The 19,282-nt window shown below is 51.3% G+C and carries 17 protein-coding genes; 5 read left to right on the top strand and 12 right to left on the bottom strand.

Features of this window, described 5'->3' with window-relative positions; all coding sequences use genetic code 11:
- Positions 1-4 precede the first annotated feature (4 nt).
- Positions 5-1,138, bottom strand: coding sequence for a porin family protein (locus B7992_RS05905; protein ID WP_088665779.1), 1,134 nt, complete (start codon positions 1,136-1,138; stop codon positions 5-7).
- 59 nt (positions 1,139-1,197) lie between these two features.
- On the opposite strand from B7992_RS05905, the gene B7992_RS05900 reads away from it, so the two are divergent.
- Positions 1,198-2,706, top strand: coding sequence for a M17 family metallopeptidase (locus B7992_RS05900; protein WP_088665778.1), 1,509 nt, complete (start codon positions 1,198-1,200; stop codon positions 2,704-2,706).
- Positions 2,707-2,708: 2 nt separating this feature from the next.
- Entirely contained in the window at positions 2,709-3,884 is a 1,176-nt protein-coding gene (locus B7992_RS05895; protein WP_217653124.1) for an FprA family A-type flavoprotein, read from the top strand.
- A gap of 350 nt (positions 3,885-4,234) precedes the next feature.
- Here the strand turns inward: B7992_RS05895 and B7992_RS16585 are convergent, their stop codons facing one another.
- The 6 genes from B7992_RS16585 to B7992_RS16300 all read right to left on the bottom strand — a co-directional run bounded on the left by B7992_RS16585 (position 4,235) and on the right by B7992_RS16300 (position 10,782).
- Entirely contained in the window at positions 4,235-4,375 is a 141-nt protein-coding gene (locus tag B7992_RS16585; RefSeq protein WP_158236594.1) for a hypothetical protein, read from the bottom strand.
- Positions 4,376-4,381: 6 nt separating this feature from the next.
- Positions 4,382-5,737 carry a hypothetical protein gene (locus B7992_RS05890; protein WP_139259219.1) on the bottom strand — a complete coding sequence of 452 codons (1,356 nt, stop codon included), beginning with the start codon at positions 5,735-5,737 and terminating at the stop codon, positions 4,382-4,384.
- Between the two features lie 8 nt (positions 5,738-5,745).
- Positions 5,746-7,044, bottom strand: coding sequence for a fibrobacter succinogenes major paralogous domain-containing protein (locus B7992_RS05885; protein ID WP_088665777.1), 1,299 nt, complete (start codon positions 7,042-7,044; stop codon positions 5,746-5,748).
- Between the two features lie 29 nt (positions 7,045-7,073).
- Positions 7,074-8,516 carry an FISUMP domain-containing protein gene (locus B7992_RS05880; RefSeq protein WP_176421861.1) on the bottom strand — a complete coding sequence of 481 codons (1,443 nt, stop codon included), beginning with the start codon at positions 8,514-8,516 and terminating at the stop codon, positions 7,074-7,076.
- 139 nt (positions 8,517-8,655) lie between these two features.
- Positions 8,656-10,479, bottom strand: coding sequence for a glutamine-hydrolyzing GMP synthase (gene guaA / locus B7992_RS05875; RefSeq protein WP_088665775.1), 1,824 nt, complete (start codon positions 10,477-10,479; stop codon positions 8,656-8,658).
- Between the two features lie 84 nt (positions 10,480-10,563).
- Positions 10,564-10,782, bottom strand: coding sequence for a hypothetical protein (locus B7992_RS16300; protein ID WP_139258415.1), 219 nt, complete (start codon positions 10,780-10,782; stop codon positions 10,564-10,566).
- Between the two features lie 135 nt (positions 10,783-10,917).
- On the opposite strand from B7992_RS16300, the gene B7992_RS05870 reads away from it, so the two are divergent.
- Positions 10,918-11,691, top strand: coding sequence for an FISUMP domain-containing protein (locus tag B7992_RS05870; RefSeq protein WP_175547678.1), 774 nt, complete (start codon positions 10,918-10,920; stop codon positions 11,689-11,691).
- Between the two features lie 22 nt (positions 11,692-11,713).
- Positions 11,714-12,394 carry a hypothetical protein gene (locus B7992_RS05865; protein WP_088665773.1) on the top strand — a complete coding sequence of 227 codons (681 nt, stop codon included), beginning with the start codon at positions 11,714-11,716 and terminating at the stop codon, positions 12,392-12,394.
- Between the two features lie 2 nt (positions 12,395-12,396).
- On the opposite strand, the gene lspA is transcribed toward B7992_RS05865, so the two are convergent.
- From lspA to B7992_RS05850, 3 genes are read right to left on the bottom strand one after another with little or no spacing between them, the layout of a single operon-like run.
- On the bottom strand, positions 12,397-12,975 hold the full coding sequence (lspA, locus tag B7992_RS05860; protein ID WP_073160451.1) for a signal peptidase II: 579 nt from the start codon (positions 12,973-12,975) through the stop codon (positions 12,397-12,399).
- On the bottom strand, positions 12,975-14,099 hold the full coding sequence (locus B7992_RS05855; RefSeq protein WP_073160449.1) for a squalene/phytoene synthase family protein: 1,125 nt from the start codon (positions 14,097-14,099) through the stop codon (positions 12,975-12,977). The genes lspA and B7992_RS05855 overlap by 1 nt, the downstream gene beginning before the upstream one ends.
- Positions 14,092-14,652 (bottom strand): hypothetical protein, encoded by a 561-nt coding sequence (locus B7992_RS05850; protein ID WP_073160447.1) that lies wholly within the window; start codon positions 14,650-14,652, stop codon positions 14,092-14,094. Before B7992_RS05850 ends, B7992_RS05855 begins: the two co-directional genes overlap by 8 nt.
- A 255-nt stretch (positions 14,653-14,907) precedes the next feature.
- On the opposite strand from B7992_RS05850, the gene dnaA reads away from it, so the two are divergent.
- Positions 14,908-16,236: a chromosomal replication initiator protein DnaA gene (gene dnaA, locus B7992_RS05845; protein ID WP_073236598.1), complete on the top strand. Its 1,329-nt coding sequence runs from the start codon at positions 14,908-14,910 to the stop codon at positions 16,234-16,236.
- Between the two features lie 171 nt (positions 16,237-16,407).
- On the opposite strand, the gene B7992_RS05840 is transcribed toward dnaA, so the two are convergent.
- Positions 16,408-18,135, bottom strand: coding sequence for a hypothetical protein (locus B7992_RS05840; protein WP_073160443.1), 1,728 nt, complete (start codon positions 18,133-18,135; stop codon positions 16,408-16,410).
- 99 nt (positions 18,136-18,234) lie between these two features.
- The gene (locus B7992_RS05835; protein ID WP_088665772.1) at positions 18,235-19,275 is read right to left on the bottom strand and encodes a DHH family phosphoesterase; all 1,041 of its coding nucleotides are present in this window, start codon (positions 19,273-19,275) and stop codon (positions 18,235-18,237) included.
- Positions 19,276-19,282: the final 7 nt, after the last annotated feature.

Here is a 19,282-nt window from a genome sequence, read left to right as displayed (position 1 = left end):
GTTATTAGAACGGGTAGAAGGTAAGACCAATGCCGAAGGAGGAGCAGCTCAGGTCCAGGCTGGGGAATTCGCTGTAACCTTCGTACAGGTCAGACAGGCCCACATCGGCCTTCACGTCGATGGACAGGCGCTTATGAGCCATGACAGAGAATCCAAAGACCAGGCTCCAGTCCATGTTCGTGCGGTAATCTTCATCCATCAAGTCAGTCGTTTCCTTGATTTTCTCCTGACCGTTCTTGTAAGACACCTTCAGTTCATCCTTCACCGGAATAGAAATCTGGGCACCCAGATCGAAGTAAAGGTTGGAAGATGCACCCTTGAAGGTAAAGAGTACCGGAATGTTCACCTTCATCTGGTCGAAGTTGAAGCTTACCGGAACAGCCTTGTTGTTGTTGTCGTAGTAGTCGTAAGTTTCGCTAGACTTGCTGCGTTCAAAGATTACACCCAGCTTGATACCCATAGTGTAATCATTCAGGGGAATGATGGACATCAAACCTGCGCGCCAGGAAATGCCATAGTAGTCATCATCGTCCCACTTGTCACCGGTCAGGTAATAGGAACCGATAGAACCATGAGCACCGATCTTGAACTGCATGGGAACAAGACCCATCAGCTGATCCATAGAAACGGTATCCTTAGAAGAGGACCTGTGCTGAGCCACATAGACAGTGCGCACGGGGGTACCATCTTCGCGGGTGTAGACGGTTTCGTAGTAAACGGTACGGGGAGCATCATCTTCGCCACGGACAGCCTTGGGGGCGGGGGCCGCAACGGGTTCGGCTACCTGGGGAGCGGGAGCTGCAACGGGTTCAGCGGCAGGGGCAGCGACGGGTTCAGCAACTTCTGCTGCGGGGGCAGCATCTTCGCCACGGACGGCCTTGGGGGCAACAGCCACATCGGCAGATTCAGCTTCCTGGGGAGCGGGGGCAGCGACCGGTTCAGCTACCTGGGGAGCCGGGGCTGCAACGGGTGCGGCTTCGGCGGGGGCAACAGCCGGTTCTACGGCAGGAGCGGCAACTTCAGCAGGGGCGGCCACTTCGGCAGCGGGAGCGGCTTCAGTTGCAGGAGCAGCAGTTTCCTGGGCAAAGGCTGCAGAAAGAGCCAGTGCAGACACAATTCCAACATACTTAAGATTCATATAAAACCTCCTGTTCTTACATGGAATATAATAGCATTTTTTAACTACATTAATGACATATGAAATTGAATATTGTTAAAACTCCGTCGGGCAAGGCCAATGTGTCCGCCCTTCTTTTTGTCAAGCAGTCCATCCAGTTCTCCAACGTCCTTTCCGAAACCGCCGAAAAGCAGGTAGAATCCGTTCTGGCCGGCATGCAGGAAGGCCCCTTCGAAGACCTGGAACTTCTGGAAATCGATGGCACCTCCACCATTTTCGTCAACGCCGCCAAGGAGCGTGGCATCTCTAATCTGGACCACTTGCGCATGGCCGCCTATCGCCTGGCCAAGAAGGCCATGGCCCGCCAGATTCCCGTAGTAAGCATCATGCTTGCCGATGCCGCCCCCGAACAGTTCAAGGCCATCGCCCACGGCCTCCACTACGCCGATTACAAGTTTGACGCCTACAAGAGCAAGCAGAAAGAAAACTTCCAGGTCACCTTCGAAATCGTCGCCGGCGAACACGTTGCCGAATTCAAGGCCATCGCCGAAGACGTAGCCATCGAACAGAAGGCCATCGCCCTGACCAAGAACTTGATCAACACTTGCGCCAGCGACCTTTACCCCGCCGAGTTCGTCGAACGCGCCAAGACCATCGCCAAGTATACTCCGGGCCTTTCCATCAAGGTCCGCGACATGAAGCAGCTGGAAAAGGAAGGCTTCATTGGCCACGTTACCGTTGGCAAGGGTAGCTCCCACGAACCCCACATGATTACCATGACCTACGACGGCACCAAGGCTGCAGCAGGCAAGCGCGGAGACCGCAGCTCCGCCGACCACCTGGTCATCGTTGGCAAGGGTCTCACCTTCGATACCGGCGGCCTCTGCCTCAAACCGCCCAAATCCATGCCCGAAATGATCAGCGACATGAGCGGTGCCGCCACCACTCTGGCAGCCATCCAGGCCATCGCCACCTTGAAATTGCCCATGAAGGTCAGCGCCATCTGCTGCCTGGCCGAAAACGCCATCGGCAACAAGTCTGTGCTCCCCGGCGATATCTTTACCGCCAAGAACGGTAAGACAGTCATGGTAGACAACACCGACGCCGAAGGCCGCCTTGTACTTTCTGACGGTCTGGCCGAAGCAGGCCTCATCGGAGCCACCCACATTATCGATCTGGCCACCCTCACAGGCGCCATGGTCCGCGCATTGGGTTATGCCGTTACCGGATTCTTCAGCAACGACGATGCCCTGGCCCTGAACGTCATCAACGCCGGCGAAGCCTGCTGCGAAAAGTTCTGGAGCATGCCTCTGGAAGAAGAATACGCCGATGCCCTGAAGGACAAGTTTGCAGACCTCAAGAACACCGGAAGCGACGCCGGTGCCATCAGCGCCGCCCTCTTCCTGCAGGAATTCGTACCCGAAAACACCGCCTGGTCTCACTGGGATATTGCAGGCACCGCCTTCGTTACCAAGAAGTGGAAGTACACCGAATACGGTGCCACCGGCTTTGGCGTGCAGACCCTTATCGAACTTGCCCGCCGCATGTCTACAGCATCTGAAACAACCGAAGAATACAAGGAGGTTTAACCATGTTCTCTTACGAAATGAAAGTGACCGACTCTATTAAGTACGTTGGTGTCAACGACCACGAAATTGACCTTTTCGAAGGCCAGTTCGAAGTGCCCCTGGGCATGGCCTACAACTCCTACGTCATCATGGATGAACAGATCGCCGTGATGGATTCGGTAGACCAGAATTTTGGAGAACAATGGCTTAAGAATATCGCCGAGACCATTGGCGACAAGCAGCCCGCTTACCTGGTGGTCCACCACATGGAAATGGACCATTCCGCAAACATCAAACTGTTTATGGAAAAGTATCCCGCCGCAAAGATCGTCTCTTCCAAGATGGCCTTCACCATGATGAAGAACTTCTTTGGAACCGACTTTGCCGATCGTCAGGTTGTAGCCGGCGAAGGCACCAAGCTGGAACTGGGCGCACACACCCTGAACTTCGTTACTGCCGCCAACGTCCACTGGCCCGAAGTCATCATGAGCTATGAATCCAGCGAAAAGGTTCTGTTCTCAGCAGACGCTTTCGGCAAGTTCGGCGCTAACGACGTTGAAGACCCGGAAGGCTGGGCCTGCGAAGCCCGCCGCTACTACTTCGGCATCGTAGGAAAGTTCGGCGCCAACGCCCAGGCTGTGCTTGCAAAGCTTTCTGACATTCCCGTAGAAAAGATTTGCGCCCTCCACGGTCCCACCATCGTGGGCAACGTAGAAGAGTACCTGAACTACTACAAGATCTGGACCAACTACGACGTGGAATCTGAAGGCGTCATGATCGCCTACACCTCTGTCTATGGCAACACCAAGCAGGCTGTAGAAAAGCTGGCAGAAATCCTGAAGGCCAAGGGCTGCAAGAAGGTTGTCGTCTCTGACCTTGCCCGCGAAGACACCTACGAATGCATCGAGAACGCCTTCCGTTACGGCAAGCTGGTTCTGGCCACCACCACCTACAACACCGGCGTGTTCCCCAAGATGCGCGAATTCATCGACCACCTGCTGGAACGCAACTACCAGAAGCGCACCATCGCCTTCATGGAAAACGGTTCCTGGGCCCCCGCCGCCGCCAAGAACATGGCCACTATGTTCGAAGCCGCCAAGGACATCACCATCGCCCAGAACAAGGTCAGCATCAAAATCGCCATGAAGGACGAAAACATCGCCCAGATGGAAAAGCTGGCCGACGAACTGTTGGCATAAATTCGAGAATTTGAACTCGTAAAAAAAGCCGCGGATCAATCAGATCCAGCGGCTTTCTCTTTAAGGGGAAAAATTTTTCCCATTGCGCTTTCGCTTTGCTCAAGCGCTAGTCGCGCGGCTCGGTCGAGCCTATGCTGAATAATGTATTGATGGCTGTGATGCCGTGTGACGTCAATAGCACATACGCATCTTTGTATCAAATGGTTGCTAGCCAATTTGATTGGTGGCGGCATTTGGATGCGTCCGCTGCTCGAAATTGGCAATGCATACCCGCGATTTTGGATCGCGGCAGTCCGTACAAGTACGACGTACATGAGACAGACAAGTGTATTGACCTTGGGTGCGGAAACTTATCTGCTGAGTATTTGCGTCTTGCTCAGGCTGAGGCTGCCAACAAAGAACACCAGTAGCCCGCAGCCTAGAACCACGGGCAGTAACAGGAGGCCGAGAATGCAAACAAGAATGATGATTACAGGTGTAAAGGCTGACATGTCTTGCTACTGATAATCCTTTATGTCGTATCCGGGAATACGTCTGGCGTCCATAAAGTAGAACTTGTCCTTGATGTTGCCGGCTTCGTCGGTTACCACGTTCATGACAGAATCCAGGGTTGTGGCAAAAACGGAGGAATCTTCTTCCGAGCGGATATACCTAAGTATAGTAAAGAGTTCATCTTCTTCTTTTGTGGTGGCGCCTGTGGGCCAGGCGACTGCAAGGACTTGCACCGAGTCTTCGGAGGTGCTTTCGTCGATGAGTCCGTCATAGACATCTTTCCAACGCATTTGATGCATGACTCCAAGAGATGTTGTATGGTACAGTCCATAGGATTCGGAAGCGAAAATCTTTTCCCCCTTTACGGTGGTTCGTGTGAATAGGAAACTCACCAAATTGGAGGGCTCGACTGTACTTATATTATAATCATTAACGACTAGGTCTAATAGACGAAGTTTTTCCGCTTTCTTGAAATGGATGGAATGATTGTAGTATTTGAATTCCTTATTAACCTGTGCGGGTACAAGCCAGTCCTGGAAAATGAGCGCGCAGGACAACGTTGCGCTGGTATCGCCATTCAGGAAGTTGACCAAGGTGGCGCTGTCAAGAGATACTTCACCTCTCTGATAGCGACTGGAATTCATGATGTCGTAATCTTTTTCAAAATCAATCTTCAGTTCCATGGATTCCGATTCGGTTTTTAGGAAACATCTGGATTGGAGTGTATCTACGTAGGTGGAATAAAAACCTCCGTAGTAGCATGGAATGACCCTGGAGTAGAAATATCCCTCTACGTAAGTGCTAAAATAGTCATCGTAGTTGTAGCAGACTTCTGTAAAGTGAGCTTCACCTGGATTTTTTGATGGAACCAACGTGTAGGTTTCCTTCAGGTTTCCACAGTTGGCGGAATCCAACTGAATTTCCAGACGATGTGTTTCATCCTGCTTTTCGAAAATGTCGCTGAAAAGGAGTCCTCCGTAAGAGTCTGAAGATTGTTCACCTTTGATCTCTTTGCCGTTTAATAAAAACTTTGTGTTTTTGTAATTGCAGACCGTAGGATCGCTAAAGCGAATTTCTACGATCATATCCTTGACGAACTTATTGATTTCGATAGTGGTATCGGTATTGCGGGAGGGGCGGAATCCATCGGAAATATGTGTTCCGTTGCCTCCGCTGGAATGGTTTAATCGAATGACGGAACTCATCCCTCCAACGATGCTGTCGAGTAGATCTCGCTCAGCACGATAGGCTTCCAGTTCCTTTTCTCTTTCCTTTTCTTCGGGGGTCATGCCGCTGTCTGTGCAGGCCGTAAATGTGCAGAACAAAAAGGAAACAAGTGTAAACCACCTTATGTTTTTCATAGAATTTGCTAGTCCTTTATGCAACGAATAGAAAGAAATGAATCTGAGCCTACTCCGCTATTGCTAACGTTCGGGGTCCAATTTTCGAATGTTATGATTTCGGCCACGAAATCATTTCTGCGATCGGATGTCCAGAAAAAGGCTACGCCACCTTGATCATAGGGATTGATTTCTCCTATGTCATCGGCGCGGCCGGCCGGTAGCACGCAGAATCCGTAGTCGTCATAACCGTTTGCGTCGCGATTGTTGTATTCACTCCAGCCATCAAGGGACTTCAGTGATTTTTCAACATTGGTCCAATCAGGATATCCCGGTATTTTATGTCCTCCGATGGCGGTAAATAGGACCTGATATTCATTGACGTTGGGCAGATGCCAGCCTTCGGGACAGATTCCACGGACTGTGCCCTTGTTATCTTCGTTAGCGCATTTCCTGTAATCGTAGCCGCAGCCTTTACCGCTTTCTGAAAATACGGCTGCGGAATCCATGGCAGCAGACCATAGGTAAAGACGGCCGTATTTTTCGCAATTTCCTTCAGCTTCACTGTTGCAGAAACTGGAGGAGTCCTGTGTCTTTGTGGGTTCCGTATAGGCGTATGCAAGATTTTCGGCCATCCAGGTTTGACTGCCGATGGTCACGGTTTTGTATTCGCGATTGTCCCGCTTATCGACCATGGTTCCAGCGACAGCTTCTGAGGGCGGCACGTAGGCGATGCTGCTGGAAGATTCCCTGGGGTATTCCATGCTTGAGGAAGATTCCTCTTCGGCCATGGAACTGGAACTTTCCGCTAAGATTTTCGGTGCGCTGTTGCGATAATAGGTCTCGCCCTTTTCTTCCTTGCAGAGGCATCCGTCCAGTTTCCATTCAGGGGCCTTTGCGATCAAGGTGTTGAAGTCGCCGTCGCTTCCTAACTTGTATTTACAACCGTCAAGGGTAACCCAGACTTTCCTATAGCCATATTCAGACGAAAGGAATATCTCCAGGCGGTTATATTCGGAATTGTATGTTAATTCGTGACAAACCGTCTGAAAGCCTCCCTTCTGGTCGATGAATTCCGTAGTCTTGGAACAGGCAACGTCCTTGATCAAGGATGAGTCGGTGATCGTTTTCGACCAGGAGTTACTTCCAGAAATGCCATAACGATCTTCGCATTGGGCTATAGACAGACTGTTGGAAGAATTAGCCTGGTTTTCCTCCGGCGAATTCGGACTTCCTGAGTCGCTATCGCCGCAGGCTGTAAGGAAGACCGATGCAAGGATCGATGCAAGCAGGCAGGTGCAAAAAGACTTTTTCGTATAGTTTAGCATATAAACAACCTTCTCTCCCAAAAATCAAATTAGTTGTGGACGCAGCGAACGTTCATTCCCATGATTCGTTCTTCGAGGTCGACTCTTGCGGGTTCCTTGGCGTAATCGAACATTAATAGATAGGAAGAGAATTCATCGTCAGGGAGAAAAGACTTTTGGCGGCTCCAAATATTTACCAGTTCTCCGTAACCAAAGAAATATTCTTCTATCACGTCGCAAGCATCGCCACAATAGCTCGCCTCGTCAACGAATATTCCAAGGGGCAATGCGGAAAATCCGCTTTCGTTTGTTGCTGGGCTTTCTTGCCAAGTCCATTCCGCTGACTTAAGGGAGGCGTCGCTTACTGTTTCCAGAAGGGTGTAGATTTCATCACTGAACGGAAGATGCCAACCTTCGGGGCATGCCTTCATGGCCGCCACCTGGGTGTAAAAACGTCCAAAAATTTCACAGCTGTCGGGGTCGTTGCCTAGACAATGGGTTTTCCCTGCAAAGAAGGGGTGGGCGATGGAGTCAACATAGTTTAAGTTTTCTGCCATCCAGACCTGGTCTCCGATTTTGACACTCTTGTAACAATGGCCGTCTCGGTCATCCTGGAAAACATCATACTTTACTTTGGAGCTCAGATACTTCCAGCTCTCTTTTTGTACACTGGCGCAGACTTCTTCACTGGATGAGGGGGCGTCTTCTGATGAACTGGACAGCTCAATAGAGGAACTGGATGCGACGGAGGAACTGGAGGGAATGATCATTTCCATGAGCAAGGTATCCTTGACGCAACGTAAAGAAAATCCGTGGGATTTGGAGGATTCGTTGATGGAGTTGTCTTTTGGGTCGACGCCGAAACTGTTCACTCTTGATTGAGGTACCGTTTCGTCGAAGAAAGTATCCTGATTGTAGTCTACATAATAGTCCATTTCATCACTTTCGGTAGAAGTGATGAATCTGTCTGCGTCAGGCCAGTACGAGAAAAAATAGTTGTTGTAAAAACCGCCATGGAGAACCTTGAAACCGTAAGGGTCTTCTTTCATGATGTCGGTATAGCTCATCAGGTATTTCCATTCCAGAGTGTCGGGGACATGCCAACCCGGCATACAGATTCCCTGATGGTAGGGCTTTTTGATGGAATCCTCGGCTGTGTTGCGCAGGAAATAGGGTTTAAAATCCATGGCCTGCGTCCAATTGTACAGACGGCCGAACTTGACGCAGTTTGAATCATTGTCTTCGAAACAGCGGCTACCCTCGACCTTGTAACGAAGGTTCTCGGATGTCCAGATCAGTGCGCCAATTTCCGTGGTGTGGTAAATCTTGAAATCGCGAGGGTCGCAAATTTCATTTTCACCAAGCTTCTCGGGGCAGGATGTTGGAATATCTGCTTCAATGAGGCTAGAAGAACCTTGCTCGGTTGTTGAATTTCCGCTAATGTCGTCGGGCTCGGATGAGTTACTGCATGCGGAGAACTCGACTAGAATCATCAAAAGAGTTGCGATGAAAAGAGGGAATGTTTTTCTTTTAAGCGAATGCATTTCACAAATATAGTATAGATACGTATAAATAAAAAAAGCCGAGGAAGAAGTTCTTCCTGCGGCTTTAATGTTTAATGAAGAGTAAAAATTACTCCCATTCAATGGTTCCCGGCGGCTTGTGAGTTACGTCGTACCAAAGTGAACCGGCGCCTTCTGCTTCGAACTTGCGCCAGAGACCTGCAAGCATGCCCTGGTCGATTTCGGCGAAGTTTGCGGTCATGGCTTCGGTGGAGTTCACCGGACGCATGACGATGCAGGGCTTGCCAGCGGTGCGCAGCGGAACGGATACCACAGGCATCTGCCAGATTTCTTCGTACAGCTTGTTTTCCTGCAGGAAGGTGGTGCAGATGTCATCGAACTTACGCAGTGTATCGAAGTTCTCGCGGGTTGCGTACTGTTCCACAAGCTTCGGGTCTTCGTCGGCCACGGTACCGATCTGGTAGATTACGCGGTTGATGGCCTTGAAGCGGTTAGCAAGTTCGGTGGAGAACTTTTCGCAGTCCTTCCAGGAGAGGCCGGCGGTTGTCAGCAGGAACGGCTGTGCATAGGTACGGCCATCGCCCTGAACGCCAACGCTCTTGATGGGGAGCATGCGGCCAGAAATGTTGTTTGCCTTCAGGTAGTCGGCGAGGCTGCCGCCTTGAGTGTCCTTCACGTCGTCGAATGCGACCATGTCGTCCTTCAGGACGCCATCGCTACAAAGCAGGCGGACGCCCAGACCCGGGCCCGGGAAGGGGTGACGCCAGACGAGATTGTGGGGGATACCCAGTTCTTCGCCAAGAGCGCGAACTTCGTCCTTGTAAAGGTCGGCCAGCGGTTCCAGCACAAGGCCCTTTTCCATCAGGTCCAGAACTTCCTGGACGCGGTTGTGGTGGGTCTTGATCTTGTCGGCGTTCTTGGTGCCGCCGGATTCAATGGTGTCGGGGTAGATGGTGCCCTGAGCCATCATCCACTGGTTGGGGTCAAGGTTCAGCTTGGCCATTTCCTCGTCCTTGACGACAAGGAATTCCTTACCGATGATGCCGCGCTTGGTTTCCGGCGCAGTCACGCCAGCCAATTTAGCCAGGAAGTGTTCGCTGGCGTCGCGGATCTGAAGGTTGTTCATGCCTTCGGCCTTCAGGAAGTCCATGATCTTCTGGGATTCGCCCAGACGCATCATGCCGTTATCCACATGGAGACCCAGAACCTTTTCGGGGCCCAGCACGCGGTTCAGGAGAACGAATGCCACCGTGGAGTCCACACCGCCGGAAACCAGCAGGAACACCTTGCGGTCCTTCACCTGTTCCTGGATACGTGCAGTAATCAGGGGCAGATAGCTGTGCATGTTCCAGGTCTTCTGTGCGCCGGTAATGTCGATGAAGTTTTCGAGAAGCTTCATGCCGAACTTACTGTGGGTCACTTCGGGGTGGAACTGGATGCCGTAGATCTTGCGTTCGTCGAAAGCGACTGCTGCGATTTCGCAGTCCTTGGTGCTTGCCACGATGCGGTAGCCTTCGGGCAGCTTGGTCACCTGGTCGCCATGGCTCATCCACATGGGGGAGGCCTTGGGCAGGTCCTTCAAAATCGGGCACTTTTCGTCGCCAACGATCAAGTCGGCAATGCCATATTCCTTTACCTTGCCCGGTTCAACGTGACCGCCCAGCTGCTGGGCGATAAGCTGATGACCGTAGCAGATACCCAGCTTGGGTACCGGCAGGTTCAAGATTTCGGGATTGTATTCCGGAGCGTCGGCAGCATAAACGCTGGAGGGACCACCGGAATAGATGATTCCCTTGACGCCTTCCAGTTCGGAAACGTCGCAGTTGGGGGAATGAATTTCGGTGAAAACGCCGAGGCGGCGGACACGATTTGCGATCAGGTGGGCATACTGGCCACCAAAATCAAGAACGGCAATAGTATCTACATTCTTCATACGGGGTAAAGATAGAAAAAATATTTATCAAACAAACCCCTTCTCTAGGCGATCAGCGATCCGATTATCCACTTCATATTCAAATCAGCAAGGTTCGTTTTCTACGGTCGCATCAATCATCTCCAGATCGTTCATCGTGCGTTCAAGCTGATCGGCATTGGCATTCTCGATATCAAAGGAAATGACGATGTCGATACCGTAAGCGTCCGCCTGGCGGATAAATTCCAGCATCCGTCTTTTCAATTGCCTGCGGAGAATTTTCGTTTTTGATTCGCTCAGGAGCAGGTCTCGATGGGGTGCCATTTTGGGTGTGATCGGCTCAAAAAGTCAATTATATGGGTTATTTATTTTAGTCCGTTAGATTTTTTTGGGGGAAAACATATTATTTTCCTTTCTATAGACGCTTTTAAGAAGAGCGCACAAGAACTGGAGAAAATCATGATTTTATGCCCCAACTGTTATGCCGAGATTACTGACGCCACAACTCATTTCTGTATGAATTGTAAAAAGGCGCTCCCCTTGATCAAGGGCTGCAAGAAATGCCATAAGGATATTTCCTTCAATTTCAACTACTGCCCCCATTGTGGAGCCAACAACCAGGACATTCTCCCGCCCGAAAAGTTGGAAGAGCTCAACCGTATCGCCAGCGAAGCCAACAAGGTTTCCAGTGAATTTACCGACCCCCGTGACGGCCGCACCTACAAGACGGTCATCATCGGCAACCAGGAATGGATGGCAGAGAATCTCGCATTCGTGGTAGAAGGCGCCAACCCGTACAACAACAGTTCCGAAAAGGCGACCACCTACGGCCTGCTGTACACCTGGGAACAGGCAAAGCTTGCCGTACCCGAAGGCTTCCGCCTCCCCACCCGCGAAGATTTTGTCGAACTGGAAAACTTCTGTCAGAAGAGCACGGGCCTGCAGGCAGGTACAGCCCTAAAGTCCAACACAGAGCACTGGTGCGAAACCGGCATGCTTGGGACACGTATTCCCGGCCAGGACTCATTCGGATTCAAGGCATTGCCCGCAGGATCCCAGAGCAGCCTTAAGGTCTTCAACTATCTGAACAATTACGCCTACTTCTGGACCGACGAAGAAAAGGACCAGGAAAAGGCATACTTTAGACATTTGAGTTACTACAACGAAACCTTCGCCGAACTATCTTCAAACAAGAATTGCAAGTTCAGCGTCCGCGCCATCAAAATCAAGTAACAGTCTCACAAAGGGAATCGTCATGAACAGCAAGTATCTAAGTCTACTGGCCGCATTCCTTATTGCTTGCAGCGGCGAAAGTTCCACATCGGCCAACGGAAACTCCGTCGACATTCCCTCCCAGGGTGAACCCACAAACAACTTCGTTAGCGAAGATGTGTCTTCTGTCGATTTCGCTTTCGACAGTTCCCCTAACTTCGAAATGGAAAGCGGAGTGATACACGTTACCAGCGGCGACGGCAAGGCAAACAAAAGTATCAGGAACTGGATCCTCAGTGCCAACTACACACGCTTTGTGGCCTGCGGTTTTGTGGCTCAAATCAAGATAGGCGACAACATGAACTATGCGGGCATTCAGCTGTTCAAGAAAAACAGTTATGATGACTACCGCTTTGACGTCCACGCCGACGGAAAGTTCACCATCAACGACCCCGGCAAGAACATTTTGAAATTGTCGGCCGATTCCTCATTCATCAAGATCGGGGAATTCAACCAGGTCAAGGTACAGACAACCGATTCCGGCAACATACAGGCCTTCGTAAACGGTCACCTGGTCAAGACCATAGACAAGAACGACCTGGCCTTTGACTTGACCAACACCGACAAGATCGCCGTCGACTACAACGTGCTGTCTACAGCAACAGAAAAGACCCCGGCCGAAGCCTGGGTCAAATTCGAGTCCATGCAAAATGTAAAGGACTAGGCTTATTCCGCCTTGGTAGCCTTAGCTTCCTTGGCGGCCTTTTCTTCTTCCTTAATTTGTTTATGCAGTTTGCGTAAAATTACCGGAGAAAGAATCACTAGAGCGACGCCCACAGTCACAAAGGAATCCGCCACGTTAAAGGTGGGAAATCTTGTCATGATGAAGTCGGGGAAATCGCAGTCGATAAAGTCTACCACCATCTGCAGGCGCATACGGTCAATAAAGTTTCCGATGGCGCCACCGATGATCATCACCACACCAAGGCGGCTCAGATAGTCGCGTTTGTCGATGCTTCTGTAGAACCAGAACAGCACCACCGCAGCCACAACAGAAATCAGCAAGAAGAACAGCCAGGGCGGCAAGAAGGGCATCAGGTCCTGAGGGCGGCTACTGAAGGCGGCACCCTTATTGAACACCAGCTGGAATCGGGCCAGTTCGCCAATCACGTTAATGACTTCATGATTGGGAGCGCCGGTTTCGTTGGTGAATCGGGCCAAGGCCCACTGCTTGGTAAGCTGGTCAGAAACGATACTAAAAATGATAACCGCAATATGGAACGGCAACTTGTTATAGAACTTCATTAGGTTCGAACCTCTTTAAACTTTCGGTCGATCCACTTATCGCTGTAGAAATGCTTCATGGTGGACTTCACAATCTGCTTGACGGTATCGCGGGAAATCTTCACCTTCTTGTCGCTTGCGAAGATGGCGGAGCCGTCGCCGATCAACTTCATGTTTTCGGCGGCCATGAACAGGGGCCACAGGCAGAACAGGCGGGTACGCATCTTGATGTTGGGAATCAGCTTGGTATAGGCGATGGCATCATCCAGATGACTCCAGGCCTTCTGCACCAGCTCACCCATGACGGCAGCACGACGCTTTTCGAAGTCGGCAGATCCTGCGGATCCTGCAGCGGGAGCGGAACCGGCCTCGCCCACGAACATGTCGTAGCTATGGGCAAAACCGTGCCTGCGGCAGATTTCTTCGGGAACAAAGCACACGCGGCGTTCAGAATCTTCGCGGCAGTCCTTTACGATATTTGCAACCTGCAGGGCCAGGCCGAAGCTAACATCCAGCTTCTGCATTTCGGCCTTGCGGGCGTCGCTAATCAGGCAGGTGTCTGCGGCAAAAAGGTGAGTCAGCAACTTGCCGACGATACCTGCAACATAGTAGCAGTATTCATCCAGATCGCCAACGGATTCCAGAGTGAACCAGCCGGAGCTGAGGGCGGCTTCCTGACGCTTGGCAAACTTGGCCATACCACCGCACATTTCAACAGTCACATCACGGACCGGAGCGGCATAGACTTCGGGCAGTTCCTTGAGCAGGGGAACCACCACATGGGTATGCAGGCACAGATCAAAATAAGGTTCCGTAGCGCGGGCACGCCAGCTGGCCGGCAAAGAACCCTCGAATTCAGAAACGGCCTCTTCACGCAGTTCAGCGGATCTAAAAATCTTGGCGAACTTTTCCAGTATGACTTCCTTTTCCGAGGCAACCATATCAGGATCGTCTTCTACCGTATCGGCAATTCGCAGATACAGGTAGGCAAGCAAGATGCTCTTGTGCAGCTTACCCTTCAAGACATTAATGTTCAGGGCGAACGTCCTGGATACCTTCAGCAGGATGTCTTCGGAATAGGCCCATGCCTCCTTACCGGTCAGCACAGCCTCGCCCATACCAGCCTGGTCGAGAATGTTAGACATACATGGTCTCCGCGTAAATGTCGGGGGGAATCTTCTTAGTCTTGGCCATGGCGTTCACATACTTCCACAGACGACCATGGGCCTCGGCATTCTTCAATTTCTTGGTGTAGCTCCAGACAGTCTGATTCTGTACGTCAGCCTCGTTCCTGAAGTTTCCCTTGACTTCGTACTTGTAACGCACCTTGCGGTACTCAAGGAAGTAAGCACTCTGGTAAAGTTTGGCCGTTTTGTTCTTGGCGGCCCTGCAAAGAACAAAGCCAACCGCCAAAAACAGGGGCGAAGAAGCAAAACCCATGTACCATGGGGAATCAGTCCACCTATTTACGATCCAAATGGCGGGAAGCGCCGACAACAGGGCCGCAGCCAGGGTAAAAACCTTGTCGCACAGAGCCCAATAGCCCTTCCAGGCCGGGATGTAGGCCCATTTTTGGCCCTTGCGCATCTGACTTTTAAAATAAGTGGGGTAAGAAATTCGATTAAACCAACGATAGAGGCCTACCCAGGCAAAAATCGGGGTCCAGAACCAGTAATCCAAACTAGAAAGAATGTCCATAACACGGCAAATTTAAAAAATTCCGCATAGGGGCACCCCTTGAAGCCGGCGCCAAGCGCCCCAAAAAGCCGGCTCCCCCACCGGCCCGATAGCCTAACTTATTGAATATCAAACAGTTATAGCCCAATTTTTTATAAAAATTTTCCCATTTTTTAGCAAACTTATCAACAGTCCATCCAATTTTTACTACATTTATAAGCCAATTGTTGATAGATTTGTATTAAGCGTTGCTGCTTATCGAGGAAGAGGAAGATCATGACAGTCGAATGGGAAAGATGTTTGAGCTATCTCCATGGGATGCTTTCGGACACAGTCTTCAAGACATATTTTGCTCAGACCAAGTTGGTCAACCAGACCATCGGTCACGCTGTCATTTCGGTTCCCCACGGTCTTGATGTTGCAGTCTATGCCGCCTACAAGGCACTGATCGGCGTCGCCTGGAAGGAAGTCAGCCACGACGAAACTCCCATGGAATTTGAATTCCAGAATCAGGAAGCGGCTCCCCAGCCTACCGTAACCGCCGTCCGTGACGAAAGCAACAGCATTTTCAAGTCTAGCATCCCCCTATCTAGCAGTTTCCGTTTTGAAAACTTCGTGCCTGGCGACAAGGCCCAGCTGGCATTCAACGCCGCCCTGTCTGTAGCCCGCAACCCCGACGGCACCCAGTACAATCCGCTTTTCATTTACGGCCCCTCCGGCCTGGGCAAGACCCATCTGCTCCAGTCTATCGGTAACTACATCCTGGAAGAAGACCCCACAAAGCGAGTCCGCTACCTGACTTCCGAAGACTTCTCCCAGCAGTACATGAAGTGCCTCCGCGACCAGCGCATCACCGAAATGAGCGACTTCTACCGCAACGAAGTGGATATCCTCCTGATCGACGATATCCAGAACTGGTCCGGCAAATACGAACTTCAGAACGAATTTTTCTCCATTTTCAATGCCCTACATCAGGGCGGCAAGCAGATCGTTCTTTCTTCTGACGCTCCCGCAACCGAAGTCAAGAACCTGTCCGACCGTCTGGTCAGCCGTTTCGCCTGGGGCCTTACCGTGGACATCCAGCCCCCTGACGTCGACACTCGCGAAGCCATTCTCCACAAGAAGGCCGAAGAACGCCACCTGGAAATCAGCGACGAAGTTCTGCATTACCTGGCAGAACATATCGCCAGCAACGTCCGTGCATTGGAAAGTGCCATTATCAAGCTGACTTTGCAGTCTAGCCTCATGAGCCACGACATCGATATGAATATCGCTCAGAAGGTGGCTACCGAATTCGCACCTAACCCCCGCCGTCGCGTCAGCCTGGACGCCGTTCTCCGTGCCGTTTCTAACCAGTACGAAGTTCCCGAATCCAAGCTTATCGAATCCGGCCGCGGAACCAAGGAAATTTCCAAGGCTCGTCAGGTCGCCATGTTCCTGATGCGCGAATGCTCCCCCATCAGCCTCCAGAGCATCGGTTCCCGCTTCGGCGGCAAGGACCACTCTACCGTGGTTCATGCCATCAAGAGCATCAAGAAGGAAATGGAAACAGATCCCAGCTTCGCAAGAATGATCGAGAATCTGAAAAATTCCATTCACGACTAGGTCTTTTCAAGACTTGTAAAACGCGAGGAAAAAATCCTCGCATTTTTTTTGCAGACGAATTTTGCAGACGAATTTTGCAGACGAAAAAAGCGAGGCTGAACCTCGCTTTTTAAACTTTTAGCAGGCATGGCACCGGCGCGCAGGCACGTCGTCGTCCAAGACAGAGAGAGATTACTTCTTGGATTTCTTGCCCTTGGCGGCCTTGGGTGCAGCCTTAGATTCCTTAGCGGCCTTGCCCTTCTTGCCCTTGACATTCTTGGCAGCCTTCGGATCTTCAGCAGCAGGAGCAGCAGCAGCTTCGGCGGCGGCATTCACACCGGCAGCCTTTGCAGAATCAGCCTCGGCCTTGGCCTTTTCTTCGGCGGCCTTCTTGGCGGCAGCTTCAGAAATCTTTGCCAGACTATCGGCCACAACAGCGGCACGTTCTGCCTTGATTACATTGGAATCGGCGATGGCAGCATCCTGCTTGCGGATAGCCACGGCTTCTTCGGCAATGGCCAGAGCATCGTGAGCCTTCTTGGCTTCCTTCTTGGCCTTTTCAACCTGTTCCAGAGCGCGGATAGCGATCTGACGCGGGTCGCGGCTCAGAGAATCCTGGATCGGGTCGGGGCAGTCCATATCAACCTTGCCCTTCTTGCCATTCCAGCATTCCATGGTGCCCTTGGGCATACCCATGTTGTAGGCGCCCCACTGCTTTTTCTTGAGACGTTCTGTATAGCACACAGAGGAACCGGGAAGCCATTCATAGCAGGTATCCTTCACAGACCAGAAAGTAATCATGCCGTTGGGCAAACCATCCTTGAAGACACCGCCGAAGTCACCAAAGTCCACAAAGCCATCCAGGTTGTTGGCATTGTAGGTAATGGCCAGGTTCTTCTTCTTGAAGGGGTTGAACACGGTTGTACGGCCGTGGAGACCGCCTCGCTTGGTGGAGACTTCAGCCATGACAAAGCCCTTGTCGCTGAGCATACGGACAGTACCGTCAACATAGCCCTGCTTGTAGGGGACTTCAAGGTGCTTGAAGTAGTAAGGCTTTTCGGCCTTGTCCATGACGCTGGACTTATAGAAGACAGCCGTACCTTCCTTCATACCATTTTTATAGTTAGCGGTCCATGCCACCTGTCCCCATTCATCACCTTGCTTAGAAGGATAGTTGGGGTCGTTCATGTAACCGATTTCTTCACCCTGCAGTATGCCCTTGTCGTCTACGTGGCGAACATTTTCCTTATAGCCGTTGTAGGCAAAGCCGGTCAGTTCGTTTCCATCGAGGCAGCGGGCATCACTAAAGTCGTTAAAGCGAGCGATAGTTTCGGGAAGCAACTTCTTGGGCAGGCCCTTCATGTGGAAGATGCCGGAGTTGTTCCAGTCGGCGCTATTAGGGAGATCGGGGCGACCATGCACGTTCAGGAAGCAGGTAATTTCGCGGGCACGTTCCTTGCGCTGGTTGAAGTATTCGCCAAAGGGAGTCATATCCCAGCCTTCATCAAAGACCAGAGGCACGGCACCGGCCAGAGGATGACCATCGACGAATTCAGACAGGGCAAAAGCGGTCTGACGCACGTTATCCATGCACTGTTCAAGAGCCTTGCCCTTGAGGCAGGATCCGTCGTCGCACTTCATGACGTGCGGCTTGGGAAGGTCGTAGACCTTGAGAATCTGTTTGGGATCATCGTTACCGCGCCAGCCAAAGCCGCCATTTTCGCGAACTTTGAAGCAACCACAGATGCCGGAATCGTCTGTAGCCTTCAAACGGGCCTTTTCAGCGGGAACAAGGGCGCTACCCTTTTCCATCCAGCAGTCAAAATATTCAATATGGGTGGCATCGGGAGCAGCGAAGGCCTGAGAAAGACCAAAAACAGCACCGAAAACTAACAAGGAACGATAAAATCCGAATTTCATGCCCCGAATTTAGATTTATATAGCGAATTTGTACTGTAAAATTTGTTTACAAGGGGGTAAAACAGCTAATTTTTTGCTAGCGAAGGGGATTCTCTGCCTTTAGGACAGGGCCTTGGCAAGCATCGGCACAACATCAAGCTTGCGACTCAGGCGACGTTCGCAATAAACAATGCCTTCCCGCTTAGATTTTCCGAAGGCACGTTCTGCAATGGCCTTGGCAAACCGGGCAGACGTACTATCTACACCGCCATAAAGCATGTAGGTCTTTTCTTCAAAACCCACACGGCAGAAAACCATATTGCATCCCGAAGCCTTGGCTACGTTAGGCATTACCGCCAACAGCCGATCCGCAAATTCATCGATGGTTGAAACGTCACGCCAATCCAGGCTACCCAGGCGGAACTTGGCGGTTCCCATCACGTAATCCTTGGCATCGGAATTAAAGATGTCCTCGTAGGTCATGGAACTAAAGTCGTGGGCAGCCTCCACCATTCCGTCAAAAATTTCAGACGCCTTCTGGCGGGCACAATCCTTATCCAGATTCCAGTCGCGGGCCAGCATTTCCAGCAGGTCTTCGTAGATGGCACGGTCTACATCAGTCACGGTCACCTTCTTCAGGTTTAACGTATCCGACAGAAGTCCCGCAAAAAGAATCTTCGCCACCTCAGACGTAATTTCGACATCAAGTTCCCTGTAGCTTGTATACACGATACTGCAGGTAGAACCCACAGGCATATACTTGGCATAAAGCAGTTTGGATTCCGAAATGTTTCCGATACCGTGATGATCCAGCACCTGGAGGATTCTTGCATCGCGGGCCCCGTCTACGGCCTGGGCGTAATCGCTGTGATCCACGAGAATTAGACGAGCAGGTCCGCAGTTTCTATCCGCTAACGAACAAGACGAAACGCTAGGCAAATTTTCGGGCAGTTCAATTCCCAGAACCTTAGCCACAAACAAAGTTTCGTTGTTCGGCTTTCCGGCCATCTTGGCCTCGGCCTTATATCCCAGAGACTGCATCAGCTTGGCATAAGCCAAGGCTGACATCACAGAGTCACCATCGGGAGACTTGTGTCCAATGACAACCGCTCCCTCGCCCCAGTCCAGCGCCTTTAAGGCATCGCGGTACAGGTTCCCCATTTTGCGC

The organism is Fibrobacter sp. UWH1, assembly GCF_002210365.1.
Lineage (GTDB): Bacteria > Fibrobacterota > Fibrobacteria > Fibrobacterales > Fibrobacteraceae > Fibrobacter.
This window is presented reverse-complemented; position numbering and strand designations above follow the sequence as displayed.